14 protein-coding genes and 1 other annotated feature are annotated in these 14,546 nt (G+C 39.0%); of the genes, 4 read left to right on the top strand and 10 right to left on the bottom strand.

Annotated elements, in window-relative coordinates; genetic code table 11:
- Nucleotides 1-21: 21 nt before the first annotated feature.
- The 8 genes from minD to JOC34_RS00820 all read right to left on the bottom strand — a co-directional run bounded on the left by minD (nucleotide 22) and on the right by JOC34_RS00820 (nucleotide 7,450).
- Nucleotides 22-819, bottom strand: coding sequence for a septum site-determining protein MinD (gene minD, locus JOC34_RS00855; protein ID WP_205134821.1), 798 nt, complete (start codon nucleotides 817-819; stop codon nucleotides 22-24).
- Nucleotides 812-1,498: a septum site-determining protein MinC gene (gene minC, locus JOC34_RS00850; RefSeq protein WP_205134820.1), complete on the bottom strand. Its 687-nt coding sequence runs from the start codon at nucleotides 1,496-1,498 to the stop codon at nucleotides 812-814. The genes minD and minC overlap by 8 nt, the downstream gene beginning before the upstream one ends.
- 73 nt (nucleotides 1,499-1,571) lie before the next feature.
- Entirely contained in the window at nucleotides 1,572-2,111 is a 540-nt protein-coding gene (gene mreD / locus JOC34_RS00845; RefSeq protein ID WP_205134819.1) for a rod shape-determining protein MreD, read from the bottom strand.
- Nucleotides 2,111-2,989 (bottom strand): rod shape-determining protein MreC, encoded by an 879-nt coding sequence (mreC, locus tag JOC34_RS00840; protein WP_205134818.1) that lies wholly within the window; start codon nucleotides 2,987-2,989, stop codon nucleotides 2,111-2,113. Before mreC ends, mreD begins: the two co-directional genes overlap by 1 nt.
- A 12-nt stretch (nucleotides 2,990-3,001) precedes the next feature.
- Nucleotides 3,002-4,042: a rod shape-determining protein gene (locus JOC34_RS00835; protein WP_275577663.1), complete on the bottom strand. Its 1,041-nt coding sequence runs from the start codon at nucleotides 4,040-4,042 to the stop codon at nucleotides 3,002-3,004.
- A gap of 234 nt (nucleotides 4,043-4,276) precedes the next feature.
- A complete protein-coding gene (radC, locus tag JOC34_RS00830) occupies nucleotides 4,277-4,966 on the bottom strand; it encodes a RadC family protein (protein ID WP_205134816.1) in 690 nt (229 codons plus the stop codon).
- A gap of 196 nt (nucleotides 4,967-5,162) precedes the next feature.
- Nucleotides 5,163-6,047, bottom strand: a complete 885-nt coding sequence (locus JOC34_RS00825) for an SPOR domain-containing protein (RefSeq protein WP_205134815.1) — start codon at nucleotides 6,045-6,047, stop codon at nucleotides 5,163-5,165.
- 137 nt (nucleotides 6,048-6,184) lie between these two features.
- Nucleotides 6,185-7,450: a bifunctional folylpolyglutamate synthase/dihydrofolate synthase gene (locus JOC34_RS00820; protein ID WP_205134814.1), complete on the bottom strand. Its 1,266-nt coding sequence runs from the start codon at nucleotides 7,448-7,450 to the stop codon at nucleotides 6,185-6,187.
- Nucleotides 7,451-7,497: 47 nt separating this feature from the next.
- Between JOC34_RS00820 and JOC34_RS00815 the strand changes: the two genes are divergently transcribed.
- From JOC34_RS00815 to JOC34_RS00805, 3 genes are all read left to right on the top strand, one after another.
- The gene (locus tag JOC34_RS00815) at nucleotides 7,498-8,394 is read left to right on the top strand and encodes a RimK family alpha-L-glutamate ligase (protein ID WP_205134813.1); all 897 of its coding nucleotides are present in this window, start codon (nucleotides 7,498-7,500) and stop codon (nucleotides 8,392-8,394) included.
- Nucleotides 8,395-8,404: 10 nt separating this feature from the next.
- Nucleotides 8,405-9,265 (top strand): ATP-grasp domain-containing protein, encoded by an 861-nt coding sequence (locus JOC34_RS00810; protein ID WP_205134812.1) that lies wholly within the window; start codon nucleotides 8,405-8,407, stop codon nucleotides 9,263-9,265.
- A 101-nt stretch (nucleotides 9,266-9,366) separates the two neighbouring features.
- Nucleotides 9,367-10,017, top strand: coding sequence for a DedA family protein (locus JOC34_RS00805; protein WP_205134811.1), 651 nt, complete (start codon nucleotides 9,367-9,369; stop codon nucleotides 10,015-10,017).
- Nucleotides 10,018-10,106: 89 nt separating this feature from the next.
- Here JOC34_RS00805 and JOC34_RS00800 read toward each other — a convergent pair whose 3' ends face one another.
- Nucleotides 10,107-12,749, bottom strand: coding sequence for a valine--tRNA ligase (locus tag JOC34_RS00800; protein WP_205134810.1), 2,643 nt, complete (start codon nucleotides 12,747-12,749; stop codon nucleotides 10,107-10,109).
- A 48-nt stretch (nucleotides 12,750-12,797) separates the two neighbouring features.
- Nucleotides 12,798-13,032: a binding site (T-box leader), on the bottom strand.
- 256 nt (nucleotides 13,033-13,288) lie between these two features.
- Here JOC34_RS00800 and JOC34_RS21665 point away from each other — a divergent pair.
- On the top strand, nucleotides 13,289-13,477 hold the full coding sequence (locus JOC34_RS21665; RefSeq protein WP_239544018.1) for a hypothetical protein: 189 nt from the start codon (nucleotides 13,289-13,291) through the stop codon (nucleotides 13,475-13,477).
- Here the strand turns inward: JOC34_RS21665 and JOC34_RS00795 are convergent.
- The gene (locus tag JOC34_RS00795; protein ID WP_205134809.1) at nucleotides 13,474-14,520 is read right to left on the bottom strand and encodes a protein kinase family protein; all 1,047 of its coding nucleotides are present in this window, start codon (nucleotides 14,518-14,520) and stop codon (nucleotides 13,474-13,476) included. The genes JOC34_RS21665 and JOC34_RS00795 overlap by 4 nt on opposite strands.
- Nucleotides 14,521-14,546: the final 26 nt, after the last annotated feature.

The raw sequence follows: 14,546 nt of genomic DNA, 5'->3' as shown, positions 1-14,546 counted from the left end.
AGACAGCTTCAGTTTACAATATTAAGATCGCATACCAAACAGTCTTTTCACTCTTTGGAACATACCTTTTTCTTCTTCTAAAGATTGTAATGGAACCGTTTCGCCTAGTATTCTTCTAGCGATATTACGATAGGCAATCGATGCTTTTGAATTTGGATGAACCGCAACAGGCTCCCCATTATTTGTTGCTTTAATAACCGCATCATCATCAATCACGATACCAATCAGATCAATGGATAGCACCTGGGTGATTTCATCCACTTCAAGCATGTCTCCATTTTTCATCATATGGTTACGAATTCGATTGATTACTAATGTCGGTGGATCCATTTCGGTTTGTTCTAATAATCCAATAATCCGGTCCGCATCCCGAACACTGGATTTTTCAGGGGTGGTGACCACAATCGCCCTATCAGCACCGGCAATCGCATTTTGAAAGCCCTGTTCAATACCGGCAGGACAATCAATAATAATATAGTCATATTCCTGTTTTAATTCAGCGACAATCTTTTTCATGCCATCTGTTGTTAAAGTATCCTTATCGCTGGTTTGAGCTGCCGGTAATAATGTTAAATGTTCAAAACGCTTATCTCTGATCAGTGCCTGTTTTAATTGACAACGTTCCTGAATGACGTCCACCACATCAAAAATAATTCGATTTTCCAATCCCATTACAACATCAAGATTTCTTAAGCCAATATCTGTATCTATTAAACATACTTTTTTATCCATCAGTGCTAAAGCTGTTCCAATATTAGCTGTTGTCGTTGTTTTTCCAACGCCACCTTTACCGGAAGTAATGACGATTGCTTCACCCATTTTGCATTCTCCTTTCGAATCCGCTTAATTCTTTTCGTTTATGTGGAAGAGCCTGTAGTCGATCAATAATAATTTTATCTTGTGTTTCATCAATAAGACCACATTCCATATACACACCATCCGATTCATAGTCTGGAGCGCGACTAATGTAATCTGCAATTCGAAGTTGGCTGGGATTCATGTAGGATGCAGCAATGAATGCATCCCGATCACCGTCAGATCCTGCATGAGCAATACCCTGCAGGCTTCCCATAATATAAATGTTTCCTGTTGAGGATACTTTTCCTCCTGGGTTCACATCTCCCACTAACAAAAGATCCCCATTCACTTCAATAACCTGTCCGGATCTAACGATTCGATTGATCGTTTTTACCTCGCTATCTTCTTGCCACCTTAATGCGTCTTCTCTGCGTACCACATCCGATTGAATGGAATGAATAATAAATCGGTTTTCTCCACCAATAATTTTACCTATTTGATCTTTTTGTGCTTCATCCAAATAGCGGTTACCCAATTTTACTTTCACAGATACAAGCGGCTCATCCCTTTTGGGTCTGCTGGCAATAATTTTATCTTTTAATTCGATAACAGCTTCTTCAAAAGAGCACGATTCATCAATAAATAGAGTGAGTCCCTCTCTTGTACCTTTAATGATGATTAATTGCTTCTTTTCAAGCACAATAAGTTCACCTCAATCCAATATCTAAGTGCAACGATTTTCCTAAAAGGAGGTTGTTCAAAAAGGGTCCTTGTTATAAAGCGTTATTTTTAGTTAAGTGCTCCCCGCCCCATCTTGTTAGTCGTTTTGCAAAGATAGGGTATAGAATAACTAGAAATACGAGATTCAATATTACGGTTGGCAATAAACGATGTGTAAAGTAATCGATCCAAGGTGCCTCCGTTAATCCTACCATTGTATAAATAAATTCAATTAGAATATCAACCGAAGCAACTCCGGCAAAACCGAGTATAAGTGTCACATAAATATTGCCGTGCAGCATTCGCTTCAATCCGTGAATGATATAAATAACAAATGCATAACTGAACATATAAACCCCAAGAACACCGGTATATACAACATCAATTAGCAAACCAAATATTAACCCATACAAAACGGCGTAATAGGTGTTCTCATAATCATAAAAGATAGCCAAAAACACCAGAAATACCAAAACCCAATGTGGAATAATCAATAAATTGCCTACTACCAGATTGGATGGTAATAATTCAAGTGCAACGCCTTCCAATACGACAAACAGAAAAAGGATGAGTGGCAGTAATAATCGTTTCATTACTCATCCTCCTCTTCACTTTCATTTGATTCATCTTTTGCTAGATTTCTATCCACAACAATGACCTGGTTAATCTCATACATATCTGCTGCAGGTTTGACCAATGCAGTACGTGTTAACCCATACTGATCAGAAACAACCTCTTTGACCTCACCAATTTGTAGGCCAGCCGGGAATACACCGCCCTTCCCAGAAGAAAAGACTTGTTCCCCTTCTTTTAACTCTTGATCCGATTCTTCAATGATCTTAAATAACAGAGAATTACTCTCTTCATCAAAACCTTCAATCATTCCGTTGATATCATCGCCTTTTTTACGGGAGATCGTTGCAGATATCCGGTTATATTGGTCAAATCCAGTAAGTAATTTTACTGTTGAAGTCGTTTTTGATGTATTAAGGATTTTACCAACCATTCCTTCAGCAGTAATAACCGCCATGTTTGTGTCTATACCATCCTTTGAACCTTTATTCAGGGTAATCTGTTCTACCCATCGCTCCGGAGAACGGGATATAACGGTGGCCTGGATGGGTGTATAGTCTCGAATGGACTCCGTTAAATCGAGCGTATCACGCAATTCTTTGTTCTCTTCCTTGATTTCCTGAACTTCGTAAATCATTCCCTTATACTGGGACAGTTTCTCTTTGAGTATTTGGTTTTCCTGATACGTATTTCTAAAATCATCTATATTTGTAAATATGTCTGTTATAAAATTAACAGGTGCATGGATGATTCTTTGCGCCCAACCAACTGTATCATTGACAACTTGCTCTGGTCCCGTGATATTTTCCCGATCACTTAGTGAGTAGCCGATTAAAGCTACAAGAACAATAAACCCTATTAATATAATAAATAACTTTTTTCTTTGAAAAAATTGCATATTATCACCTGCTTAATTGACAAAAGGACGAGCGGATACACCAGGGTGGGAACGGAAGTGCTGAATGTATTCCAGGGATTTACCAGTTCCGATTGCTACACTTTCAAGTGGATCCTCTGTAACAAAGACAGGCATTTTTGTCTCATCGCTAATGACTTGATCGAAATTCTTTAATAATGAGCCCCCACCAGATAATACGATTCCACGATCCATAATATCTGCTGCTAATTCAGGGGGTGTTTTTTCTAATGTGTTCTTCACTGCTTCTACAATCGATAGGACTGTATCTTCTAAAGCCTTCGCAATCTCTTTGGCAGTTATCGTAATCGTCTTCGGTAATCCGGTTAATAAATCACGACCACGGATATCCATATCGACGTCTTCCTTCACTTCACCAGCGACCCCAACGTCCATTTTAATGGACTCTGCGGATCTTTCACCAATCATTAAGTTATAGTGCTTCCGAATATAATGAATGATCGCTTCGTCCATATTATCTCCAGCTGTACGGACGGAGCGGCTTGTAACAACACCACCTAAGGAAATAACAGCAACCTCTGTCGTACCACCACCGATATCCACAATCATACTGCCGGTCGGTTCCCAAACTGGCAAACCCGCACCGATTGCAGCAGCAAAAGGTTCAGAGATTGGGAAAGCATCCTTTGCTCCCGCTTGCTTTGTCGCATCTATCACTGCACGTTCTTCCACCATCGTAATACCAGTCGGCACACAAATCATAACGTCCGGCTTTTTGGCGAGAAACGAACGATTACGCATTGCCTTTTTTATATAATAACGCATCATAACAGCCGTCGTATCATAATCCGCAATAACACCATCTTTCATTGGACGAATGACAGTAATATTTCCTGGTGTACGTCCAATCATGTTCCTTGCTGAATTTCCTACCGCTTCAATATCTCCTGTTTGTATATTTCTTGCTACAACAGAAGGTTCACTTACAACAACGCCTTTACCCTTAACAAATACAAGTGTATTTGCAGTTCCTAAGTCAATCCCTAAATCTTGCGAAAAACTAAATCTTCCCAAAAAAATCTCCCTCTCCAAATCACCATTCATTTTATTCTATGTAGCTTTACTATATCGATTAATTTTATGTGTTGCAAACCTGGAATAAAATACATATCCTATTTCAATCAAGTAAAATTACATATGTGCACCCAATCATAAGTAGCGCCACTTTCAATAACAAATCGAAAAAATGGCGCTGCATCATAAGTACGTCTATACAATTATACGAAAAAAATCCTAAAATAGATAGTGTTATAAATAGCCTTTTTCTTTTAATGACACAAATTTTCGATCTCCAATGATCAAATGGTCCAAAACCTCAATACCGATCATTTTCCCTGATTCAACTAAACGTCTTGTAACATGGATGTCTTCCTGGGATGGTGAGGGGTCTCCCGAAGGGTGATTATGCGCCACAATAATTGAGGCTGCTGACCTTTTTACAGCTTCACGATAGACTTCTCTAGGATGGACGATCGAAGCATTGAGGCTGCCAATAAAGATGGTTTGACGATGAATAATCTGGTTCTTTGTATTTAAAAATAAAACGACGAAATGCTCCTGATTCAGGGATCGCATCTCTTCCATAATATAATCTGCGCCATCTTCAGGCGAACGGATCACATATCGTTCTTCCGACTTATATTGGTGCATTCTTCTACCCAGCTCCATTGCAGATAATACTAATACACCTTTTGCTGATCCAATTCCTTTAATTGCTGTTAGTTCCTCAATTGTAGCATCATTTAGTAGCTTTAGCCCTTCAAAATGCATTAAAACACGGTGGGATAAGGCCATTACGGATTCTTCTTTCGTCCCACTTCCAAGCAGAATGGCGAGTAACTCCTGATTTGATAAATGATTGGCTCCTAACTTTAACAATCGTTCTCGGGGACGATCCTCTTTTGGTACGTCCTTAATCATAATGGATGTAACAGACATTTTTGTAGCCTCCTCTTCTTTAAATTACATCCATATTAGCGCCTGAATTGATTTGCCACAAATCAGTGAAATACCATTATCAAGTGCAATACATCAATGAAAATCGAGATTTCCCTAGAACTAAATAACATTTTAAATCGGAATTAAAGATAAAAATAGAAAAACAGACAATTTTACTTGTCTGTTTTTCGACTGACTATTTTAAGGATTGATCGTAAGCATTCCACAAGTTTAACAAGGTAATTTGTGCATCCGTTCCTGTAGTTTCTTCCACTTTTGAAATTGCGTCAACAAGGTCTTTTCCCCGTTCCGACTCTTTTGGATAACTAGCGGCAATTGGTTCCCAATCAGCAGGTAATAATGCTTTCTCCTTATTTACTCCAGCTAGTGACTTCGCCCACTGGTCCTGAAATGATTGAAACCATTTTTGCTCTTCGCCGGACATTTCCACTTCCACTTTATCTGTTGACCATTCCTTCACAAAAACGTCATAGTCAGATGATTCTTTTGTTGTTGCTACAAGATTTTTCGCTTGTTCCTTTTCCTCTGTCAGTCCTAGGAACAAGTAATACTGCTCGTCCTGCTCCCAAACCATGGATGACATTCCAGCATCCGTGAACTTTTCTGCCCACTTATCGGCATTCGCTTTCTCTGAAAACACACCACCTTGAAGTGCATAGGCATTCATCGATTCAATTGTTATTGGCTTTGCTTCCGCTTCTTGTTGCTGCTTGTCCTCATCCGCATTAACAGCCGCAGTTGGCAAGGAATTTGGACTTGGTGCTGCTAACTCATGATCGATTCCGACAAACATTCGTAACATAACGAAACCCAGTACCGAGCCAATCACAGTTGCAGAAACAATCGCAATGATAACCGGTTTAAAATGACTGAATCTGTTGTTTTTCCCTGTCTTGTTTTTCGGATAGGGTTTGTCTTCTTTAGCTAAAACAGGGATCGGATCTTCGCTTGATTCTTGAAGGGTTGCTGCCTGCTCTGTTTGGGAGGCGTCGACATGTTCTGTAGCTTGTTGTTGCTTTTGCTTCTTTCCACTTTTTCTTGCGACAAATGATTTTTTCATATTTACAAATTTCCCCTCACTTTGCTGAATGTTTTGTTTCACTCTAGCATAGGGTTTGTAAAAAGTAAGCGGAAAATTGTCATACTATTAATATTTCGTTCTACAGAAAATGGCTTTATTTTACAGTTACTTTCTCCTCATACGTTTAAATACTTCCGCACTTCTGTAATAAAATGTAAGGATCCAGTGATGAAGTAGTTTCCGCTTTTTTGTGTTAAAATATACTCTATCACATGATGCCAGTCCGGTTGATATTCATTGTTTTTTTTACCACCCGCAGCCTTTAAATCAGCTACTTGCGCTGCCCGGGGGTGATCGAAGGATGTGAATATAATCGAGGAAAATTGGCGCTGTAGTTGCCCTTGCATTGTTTTTAAATCTTTATCTTTAAAGGCCGCAAAGATCAAATGTTTTTCCTGATTTGCAAAAGACTGACTAACCGTATTTAAAAATGCTTGTACACCTGCCGGATTATGTGCACCATCCAAAATAATCATTGGCTGTTCCCGTACCACTTCAAATCTGCCTGGAACTTGAGTACGCCTTAGCCCTACACAGCTCCTTTCCATATCAAGCTTATAACCAACCTGTTTTAAAAGTAGCAGGGTCATCAAAGCAATCGATGCGTTTTTAACTTGATGCTCTCCATACATGCTAACATCAGCCTCAATCTGATCGTCCGCATGCGTGAACAAAAATGAATGGCCATTTTTAAATTCTTTATATATAAATTCGTTTCCCAACTGGTAGCTCTTCGTTCGCTTTAAGCGTACTTCTTCGTTGATCACTTCCAGCGCTGCTTCGTCCATGTCCCCAATAATTACTGGTGACCCTTGTTTAATAACTCCTGCTTTATGGTAAGCAATGTCTTCTAAACGATGACCTAAGAAAGCAGTATGATCCCGATCAACATTTGTTATAATGGACAGGATAGGTTGAAAACAATTGGTTGTATCTTCTCTTCCACCCATGCCAGCTTCTACGAGTACAATATCAGTTTGTCTGGTAAAATAAACAAATGCCACTGCGGTTATGATCTCAAATTCCGTCGGTGCCATATCTCGGTTATCTAATTGGATAATAAATGGATAGATCCGATTACATATTTCGACAAATACATCTTCTGGTATAGCTTGATCGTCCTTAAACATATAACCGGTTAAGCCGAAAAAACTTGGCGAAGTAAAAACACCGACATGATACCCATTTGCCTGAAGCGCATTTTTCAGAAAGGATAATGTCGACCCCTTACCATTTGTGCCCGCAATATGAATGGCTTTTAGCATATCTTGGGGATTGCCTAACAATCGCAGTAATTCTTTAACTCTATCCAAACCTGGTTTTATGCCGAGTGATTTCCTTTCAACAAAAAAGGACTCCACTTCTTGGAAATGATTAAACATACGAACACCACCTCTGAGACTAATTATAACAGAAAGGATATCAAAATATGAATTTACAAGGATGGATCATCTATAATGGAAATTTACCGGGAAATAAATTCTTGGACTTTGCAGAATGGGTCCAGGAAGCAGCAGCAAGAAAAACAAGCCCAACCAAGATTTACAAAAACAATCAATTGCTTAGCTACTTAACTGGAGATCAGCTTGGTATTTTACAGCAAACAAATCTCACACTTCCTGATTATGTGGTTTTTGCCGATAAAGATATTTATTTAGCAAAGCAGTTGGAATTACTTGGTGTGCGTGTATTTAATACTGCACATGCCATTGGCGTCAGTGATGACAAGATTGCAACCTATCAGTATTTGGCTCAGCAGCACCTACCAATTCCAAGAACGATCATTGCTCCAAAAATCTTTTCAACTGGACATATCGACGCGGAAACAATACAATTGGCGATTGACCAATTAGGCTTTCCTATGATTTTGAAGGAAGCTTTTGGTTCATTTGGTGAACAGGTTTATCTAATCCGTTCTAAAATGGAGTTGTTTAGAAAAATAGAATCGATTCAAGGAAAAGCATTTATCTTTCAGGAATTTATTTCCTCCAGTTATGGCGTAGATCTGCGCCTTCACGTCGTTGGGAATCAGGTCATAGCCGCCATGAAGCGTAACAATGCGGAAGACTTCCGGGCAAATGTGACTGCGGGCGGATCCATGGAAGTTTACGAACCAACTGAACAGGAAAAGGCATTAGCTATTACCGCAACAAAAGCAATTGGAGCGGATTTTGCGGGTGTCGATCTGCTGTTTGGCCCTAACAATCAACCGATTATATGTGAAATAAACTCGAATGCCCATATTCGTAATATGTATGATTGTACCGGCATCAATGTTGCAGATGCCATGATTGATTACATTTTGGACACATTAAGCAACGAATGAGGTGAGAGGGATGCCAACCGGCTGGCTAATTTATAATCAAATCGATGCAGAAAAGAATAAAGCATATATCGATTGGTTTATCGAAGAAGCACAATTACAACAGTTATCGCTCGTTCTGGTACTACGAGAAGAATTAACGATCGGAATTAAAAATAATCGGCGGATCATCACGATCAAAAACATGCCCGTTTCTCCGCCACAATTTGCGATCGTTCGGACGATAGAGCCTTTATTAAATTTACATTTGGAAGCTTGTGGGAGTAACGTATTTAATTCAGCACATATTTCACAAATTTGTAATAACAAAGCATTGACCCACCATTATATAATGGACCTGGACATCCCAATGGTCGATACCCTATATTTTAAAAAAGCGGATATACAAGCGTCGCAAGCCCCGATGCCCTTTCCTTTTGTCATTAAAGAAGTAGCTGGAAGAGGCGGCAACGAAGTTTATTTCATTAAAGAAACAGCGGACTGGACTCAGTGCATAGAGACGGTTTCTACAGATATCATTGCCCAATCTGTAAAAGTAAAACATGGAAAAGATCTTCGTGTATTCGTCGTTGGTAAAGATATCATCGCTGCAGTCCTGCGCGAAAATCCTGCTGACTTCCGGGCGAATTTTATGCTAGGTGGGTCAGCCCGCATATATGAGCTCAATGAAAAAGAGCGATTTACCATTGAAAAAATTGTGAACCATTTTGACTTCGGGATGGTCGGTATCGATTTTCTAATTGCCTTAAACGGGGAATTATTATTTAATGAAATAGAAGACATTGTTGGTTCAAGAACCCTAAGTACATTAAGTGACACCAATATCGTTCGAGCATATGTAACACACATCAAAAAAGTTTTAGTTAGCAATTAACTTTCAAGTTTTCAACGGAGGATAGCCTCCCAGAAAAACATAAAAAATAGCTTTGAACACTATTCGATTATTGTCCCAATCTCTATAAAAGGAGTAAATAAATGACTTTTATTCAACATATAATCAGTTTTATATTGCATATTGACGAACATCTTAACGATATCATTCAAATATTCGGTGGGTGGTCCTATACGGTTTTATTTGCCATCGTATTTGTGGAGACTGGTATTGTTATTTTCCCCTTTCTACCCGGGGACTCTTTATTATTTACTGCTGGTGCTTTTGCAGCGATGAAGACTTTTAACATTGTACTTCTCCTTATCGTTTTTTTCGCGGCCGCTGTGATTGGCGATACAGTCAATTATTATATCGGAAATAAAATAGGTAAATCGATCCCGCCTAATAGCTGGTTCGGAAAAGTAATTAACAAAGAAAAAATGCAAAAAGCCGAGGATTTCTTTAACAAACATGGCGGTAAAACGATTATTATTGCTCGTTTCATGCCATTCATTCGTACATTTGCACCGTTTGTAGCAGGCGCCAGCCGGATGAACTACCGGTATTTTATTGCCTATAATATAATTGGCGCTGCACTTTGGGTAGCATTGTGCACCATGGCAGGATACTTTTTTGGGAATATTCCCTTCGTGAAAAACAACTTTTCAATTGTCCTTTTGAGCATTATCTTTTTATCTGTTTTACCAGCTCTAATCAGTTATTTTAAGCACCGATTAAATATTAAGGCTTCGTGATTTATATGATATACAAAATGGGATTCCAATGTTTGAACATTGGAATCCCATTTTATTTTATACTAAAAGAAACCATTCGGGCGTTATCTTTAACCTCTTAATTCCGCTAAGCGTGCTTTTACTTTTGCATGTTTTTCCAGATAGTCTGTTTCTTTCTGTTTTTCCTCATCTACAACAGATTGTGGTGCCTTTTTCACAAATCCTTCGTTGCCAAGTTTTTTCTGAACACGGTCCACTTCTTTCTGCCATTTATCCAATTCTTTTTCCAATCGGGCAATTTCCTTATCGAAATCAATTAAACCTTCTAATGGTAAATATAGCTCTGCACCAGTCACTACTGCTGACATCGCCTTTTCAGGGGCGTTAATTTCCACATCAATTGTCAGCTGGCTTGGATTACAGAATCGTTCAAGATAGTCACTGTTGTTCTCCAGTTCCATTTGAATTGTTGGATTTTCCGCTTGGATTAACAGCTCAATCTGTTTGGACATTGGTGTATCCACTTCTGCACGAATATTACGTACGGATTTAATAATAGCAACTAGTCGCTTCATTTCTTTTGCCGCTGCATCATCATGAAATTCGCTACGTACTTCGGGCCAAGCCGCGACGGTAATCGAGTCTCCATCATGCGGCAGTTGCTGCCAGATTTCCTCTGTAATAAATGGCATATATGGATGTAGCATCCGCATCGTTTGATCCAGTACATAGGCTAATACTGATCTTGTTGTTTTCTTTTTCGCTTCATCTTCACCATATAACGGAAGCTTCGCCATCTCAATATACCAATCGCAAAGGTCATCCCAGATGAAATTATAAAGATGACGGCCCGCTTCGCCAAACTCATACTTGTTCGTGTTCTTTGTTACATGTTCAATCGTTTCATTCAGTCGGGTTAAAATCCATTTATCCGCCAATGATTTTTCACCGGATAAATCAATGTCTTCGTAGCTGAAGCCTTCCATGTTCATCAGTGAAAAACGGGATGCGTTCCAGACTTTATTCGCGAAGTTCCAAGTAGACTCCACCTTTTCCCAATGAAAACGTAAGTCCTGTCCAGGCGTTGAGCCTGTTAGTAAAAAGTAACGCAATGAATCTGCGCCATATTTCTCAATAACATCCATTGGATCAACACCGTTACCGAGCGACTTACTCATTTTTCGTCCATCGGCATCACGGATTAATCCATGCATCAGCACATCCTTAAATGGCCGTTCACCAGTAAACTCTTTGGACTGGAATACCATACGTGCCACCCAGAAGAAAATAATATCGTATCCGGTCACTAACACATCTGTCGGGAAGTACCGCTTGAAATCCGCTGCATTCAAATCTGGCCAGCCCATCGTTGAAAAAGGCCATAAAGCAGACGAGAACCATGTGTCAAGGACATCCTCATCCTGCACCCAATTTTCAATATCAGCTGGCGCATCTTTTCCGACATAAACTTCTTTGGTTTCCTTATGATACCAAGCTGGAATCCGATGCCCCCACCATAATTGACGGGAGATACACCAATCGCGAATATTTTCCATCCAATTGAGATAGGTTTGTTCAAATCGTTCAGGAACAAAGTTTACTTTGTTTTCCCCTTGTTGCATGTCAACGACAGCATCTGCTAATGGTTGCATATCTACGAACCATTGGGTTGACAAATAGGGTTCAACAACCGCACCGCTTCGTTCTGAATGACCAACTTGGTGTGTGTGATCTTCTATTTCAAATAAAACGCCCATATCCTGCAAATCCTTAACGATTTGTTTACGGCATTCAAAACGATCAAGGTCTTTATACTTGCCAGCATTTTCATTCATTGATCCATCCTCATGCATCACTAAAATACGTTTTAAATCATGACGATTACCAATATCAAAGTCATTTGGATCGTGTGCAGGTGTGATTTTCACAGCACCGGAACCTAGTTCCATATCTACATAACTATCTGCGACAATTTCGATTTCACGACCAACAATCGGTAAAATAACCGTCTTTCCAATCAGATGTTTGTAACGGTCATCATCCGGGTGCACAGCGACAGCTGTATCTCCAAGCATTGTCTCTGGTCTTGTTGTAGCAATTTCAATTGTCTCATTACTATCCTTGATTGGATAACGCATATGGTAAAATTTTCCATGGACTTCTTCATAAATAACTTCAATGTCAGATAGGGCTGTTTTCGTTTGTGGATCCCAGTTGATGATATATTCACCGCGGTAAATCAATCCTTTTTCATATAAGGTAACAAAAACTTCTCTAACCGCATCAGATAATCCGTCATCCAACGTAAAGCGTTCACGTGAATAATCCAATCCTAGACCTAACTTCTCCCATTGCGCGCGAATAAAATTAGCATATTCTTCTTTCCAATCCCAAACAGTGTCGATAAATTTTTCCCGTCCTAAATCGTAACGGCTCTTTCCTTGTTCCTTTAATTTTGCCTCTACTTTTGCCTGTGTGGCAATACCCGCATGATCCATTCCTGGCAGCCATAATACATCATACCCTTGCATGCGTTTCATTCGAGAAACTGTATCCTGCATCGTTGTATCCCAGGCATGCCCCAAATGTAATTTACCGGTTACGTTTGGTGGTGGAATAACAATTGAAAATGGCTCTTTTTCTTTATCACCTGTTGCCTCAAAATATTTTCCTTCTATCCAAAATTTATAACGATCTTTTTCTACTGCTTGCGGATCATATTTTGTTGGCAGTGATGTTTGTTTGTCTGTCATAGCGATATCCTCCTTTAAATAAAAACAAAAAACCCTTTTCATCCTTAGATAAAGGACGAAAAGGGTATATCTCCGTGGTACCACCTTTGTTTACAAGTAATAGAACTTACTTGCACACTTCATTGTTTGATAACGGTCAATAGCCGGCTTCCTCTACTCATCACTGTTCAAAGAAGCTGCATCAAGGGCGACCTTCTAAAATAAACGAATCTGGAAAATTCTCAGCAATTATTTTCCTCTCTGAAGGCGTCTATTCTATACTCTTCCCTATCATCGCATGTAAAAATGTTCAATGTATTTAATCACATTTCATTCTATAACGAAACATATCGAACGTCAACTTTTATTCTCCCTGGCGGTATTAATACACCACCCCTACAGGCAGTTGTTATTTCGTGAAACTACGATAAATACAATCCATTAGGGATCAGATTGCAGCTGAACCAACTCTTATTTATATAGGTATTGCACAAAACAACCACCTATATACATATTATATTACATCAAAAGTAAAAAGTGATACGAACGGGGTGATTCATATGTCGAGGTTTTATCGCTATAGACTACCGCCATGGGTAAGGCAATGCATCTTTGTTGTGGAAAAATGTACACTACCAATTCTAATTTTTCAATTGGTGCGTACCTTATTTTTCCCGACGACCTTTGATGTATTTTTATTAGGCCTTTTAGTCGGAATATTTGTCGCCTTTTATTTAGAATGGATTTAACTTTCCAAGTCATCCATTGAAAAGTTACTTTCATGTTCTTTTTCCACATAATCCGACCATGCTAAACCAAAGTTAATTTTCCGGTATTCATGTTGCAGATGCTTGATTTGATCCACCATGTTATAATCAGATGATTTTACGCTATACGCCTGCACTTTAGCAATGTACGGTGTGGGATTCAACAAATACATCGTCAGTAAATAATGCTCTTTAAGGGTTAGTTCATTTTCCTTCATGTATGCCGGAAATAATTCAATCAATAAATCAGCTATTGGACCATATTCTGCTGCTTCCTGCTGAAAGAAATGAACTAAATCCATTACTGCATTATCTTGATGGCTTTGTTCCCAATTAATAAGATACGAATTTACAGTATGGAAGCGGCTTAAATTTCCATGACAGAGACTATCATTCCAAGCGAACTGTTCGTCGTCTTCCTCTAAAAATTGTTCGATTCTTTTGTCTGCTATGTTTAATGCAAGCTCCAAATCGCGGTACTGTGTACAAACCAACAGTTCAAAAGGAGACATATACCGGCTTCGTTCAAACACTTTCACATATTCCAGCAGCCTATCTTTTGTTTCTGAACAAAAGGTTTGGTAAGTGCGAAACTGTTGTTTGAATTGATCCGTTTGTACAGGATGAGATTGTTTTGTTTTTCCATGAAGGCTACCAATTGTATGATATATCTGCTCAATAATTTGCTGATCGCTTCTATTTTCGTTTTCATGAATCCAAGGTGTTAAGTAATAAACAGATTGACCTGTTTTTGTGTATAATTTACCTTCTCTCGTTAAATAAACAGGTAAAACAGCCGTCAAATTATGGGAATAAGCATATTGATAAACTAATTCCCAATTTTTCAGTGTCTCATCTGTTAATGTCGTTCTTTTCAAAGCATATGTTTGTTTTCCATCTTCCACACGAAACAATTGATTTGTTACTTTCTCTAGATGGAGCGGATAAACAGCATATGCTTGCAATGCTTCCTTCTCTTGTTCCACCTGTGGCCACCACCAATCTGGTATAGAAAAACGCGACATACCCCTTCTATTATCAAGGGGTATGT

This window comes from Virgibacillus halotolerans (assembly GCF_016908515.1).
In the GTDB taxonomy this organism is placed as follows: domain Bacteria; phylum Bacillota; class Bacilli; order Bacillales; family Amphibacillaceae; genus Virgibacillus_M; species Virgibacillus_M halotolerans.
This window is presented reverse-complemented; position numbering and strand designations above follow the sequence as displayed.

Coding starts and splice junctions, on each gene's coding strand:
- JOC34_RS00810 (WP_205134812.1), top strand. CDS start 8,405: ATGCCAACCGGCTGGCTAATTTATAATCAAATCGATGCAGAAAAGAAT.
- JOC34_RS00825 (WP_205134815.1), bottom strand. CDS start 6,047: ATGAAAAAATCATTTGTCGCAAGAAAAAGTGGAAAGAAGCAAAAGCAA.
- mreD (WP_205134819.1), bottom strand. CDS start 2,111: ATGAAACGATTATTACTGCCACTCATCCTTTTTCTGTTTGTCGTATTG.
- JOC34_RS00805 (WP_205134811.1), top strand. CDS start 9,367: ATGACTTTTATTCAACATATAATCAGTTTTATATTGCATATTGACGAA.
- radC (WP_205134816.1), bottom strand. CDS start 4,966: ATGTCTGTTACATCCATTATGATTAAGGACGTACCAAAAGAGGATCGT.
- minD (WP_205134821.1), bottom strand. CDS start 819: ATGGGTGAAGCAATCGTCATTACTTCCGGTAAAGGTGGCGTTGGAAAA.
- JOC34_RS00815 (WP_205134813.1), top strand. CDS start 7,498: ATGAATTTACAAGGATGGATCATCTATAATGGAAATTTACCGGGAAAT.
- JOC34_RS21665 (WP_239544018.1), top strand. CDS start 13,289: ATGTCGAGGTTTTATCGCTATAGACTACCGCCATGGGTAAGGCAATGC.
- JOC34_RS00795 (WP_205134809.1), bottom strand. CDS start 14,520: ATGTCGCGTTTTTCTATACCAGATTGGTGGTGGCCACAGGTGGAACAA.
- mreC (WP_205134818.1), bottom strand. CDS start 2,989: ATGCAATTTTTTCAAAGAAAAAAGTTATTTATTATATTAATAGGGTTT.
- JOC34_RS00800 (WP_205134810.1), bottom strand. CDS start 12,749: ATGACAGACAAACAAACATCACTGCCAACAAAATATGATCCGCAAGCA.
- JOC34_RS00820 (WP_205134814.1), bottom strand. CDS start 7,450: ATGTTTAATCATTTCCAAGAAGTGGAGTCCTTTTTTGTTGAAAGGAAA.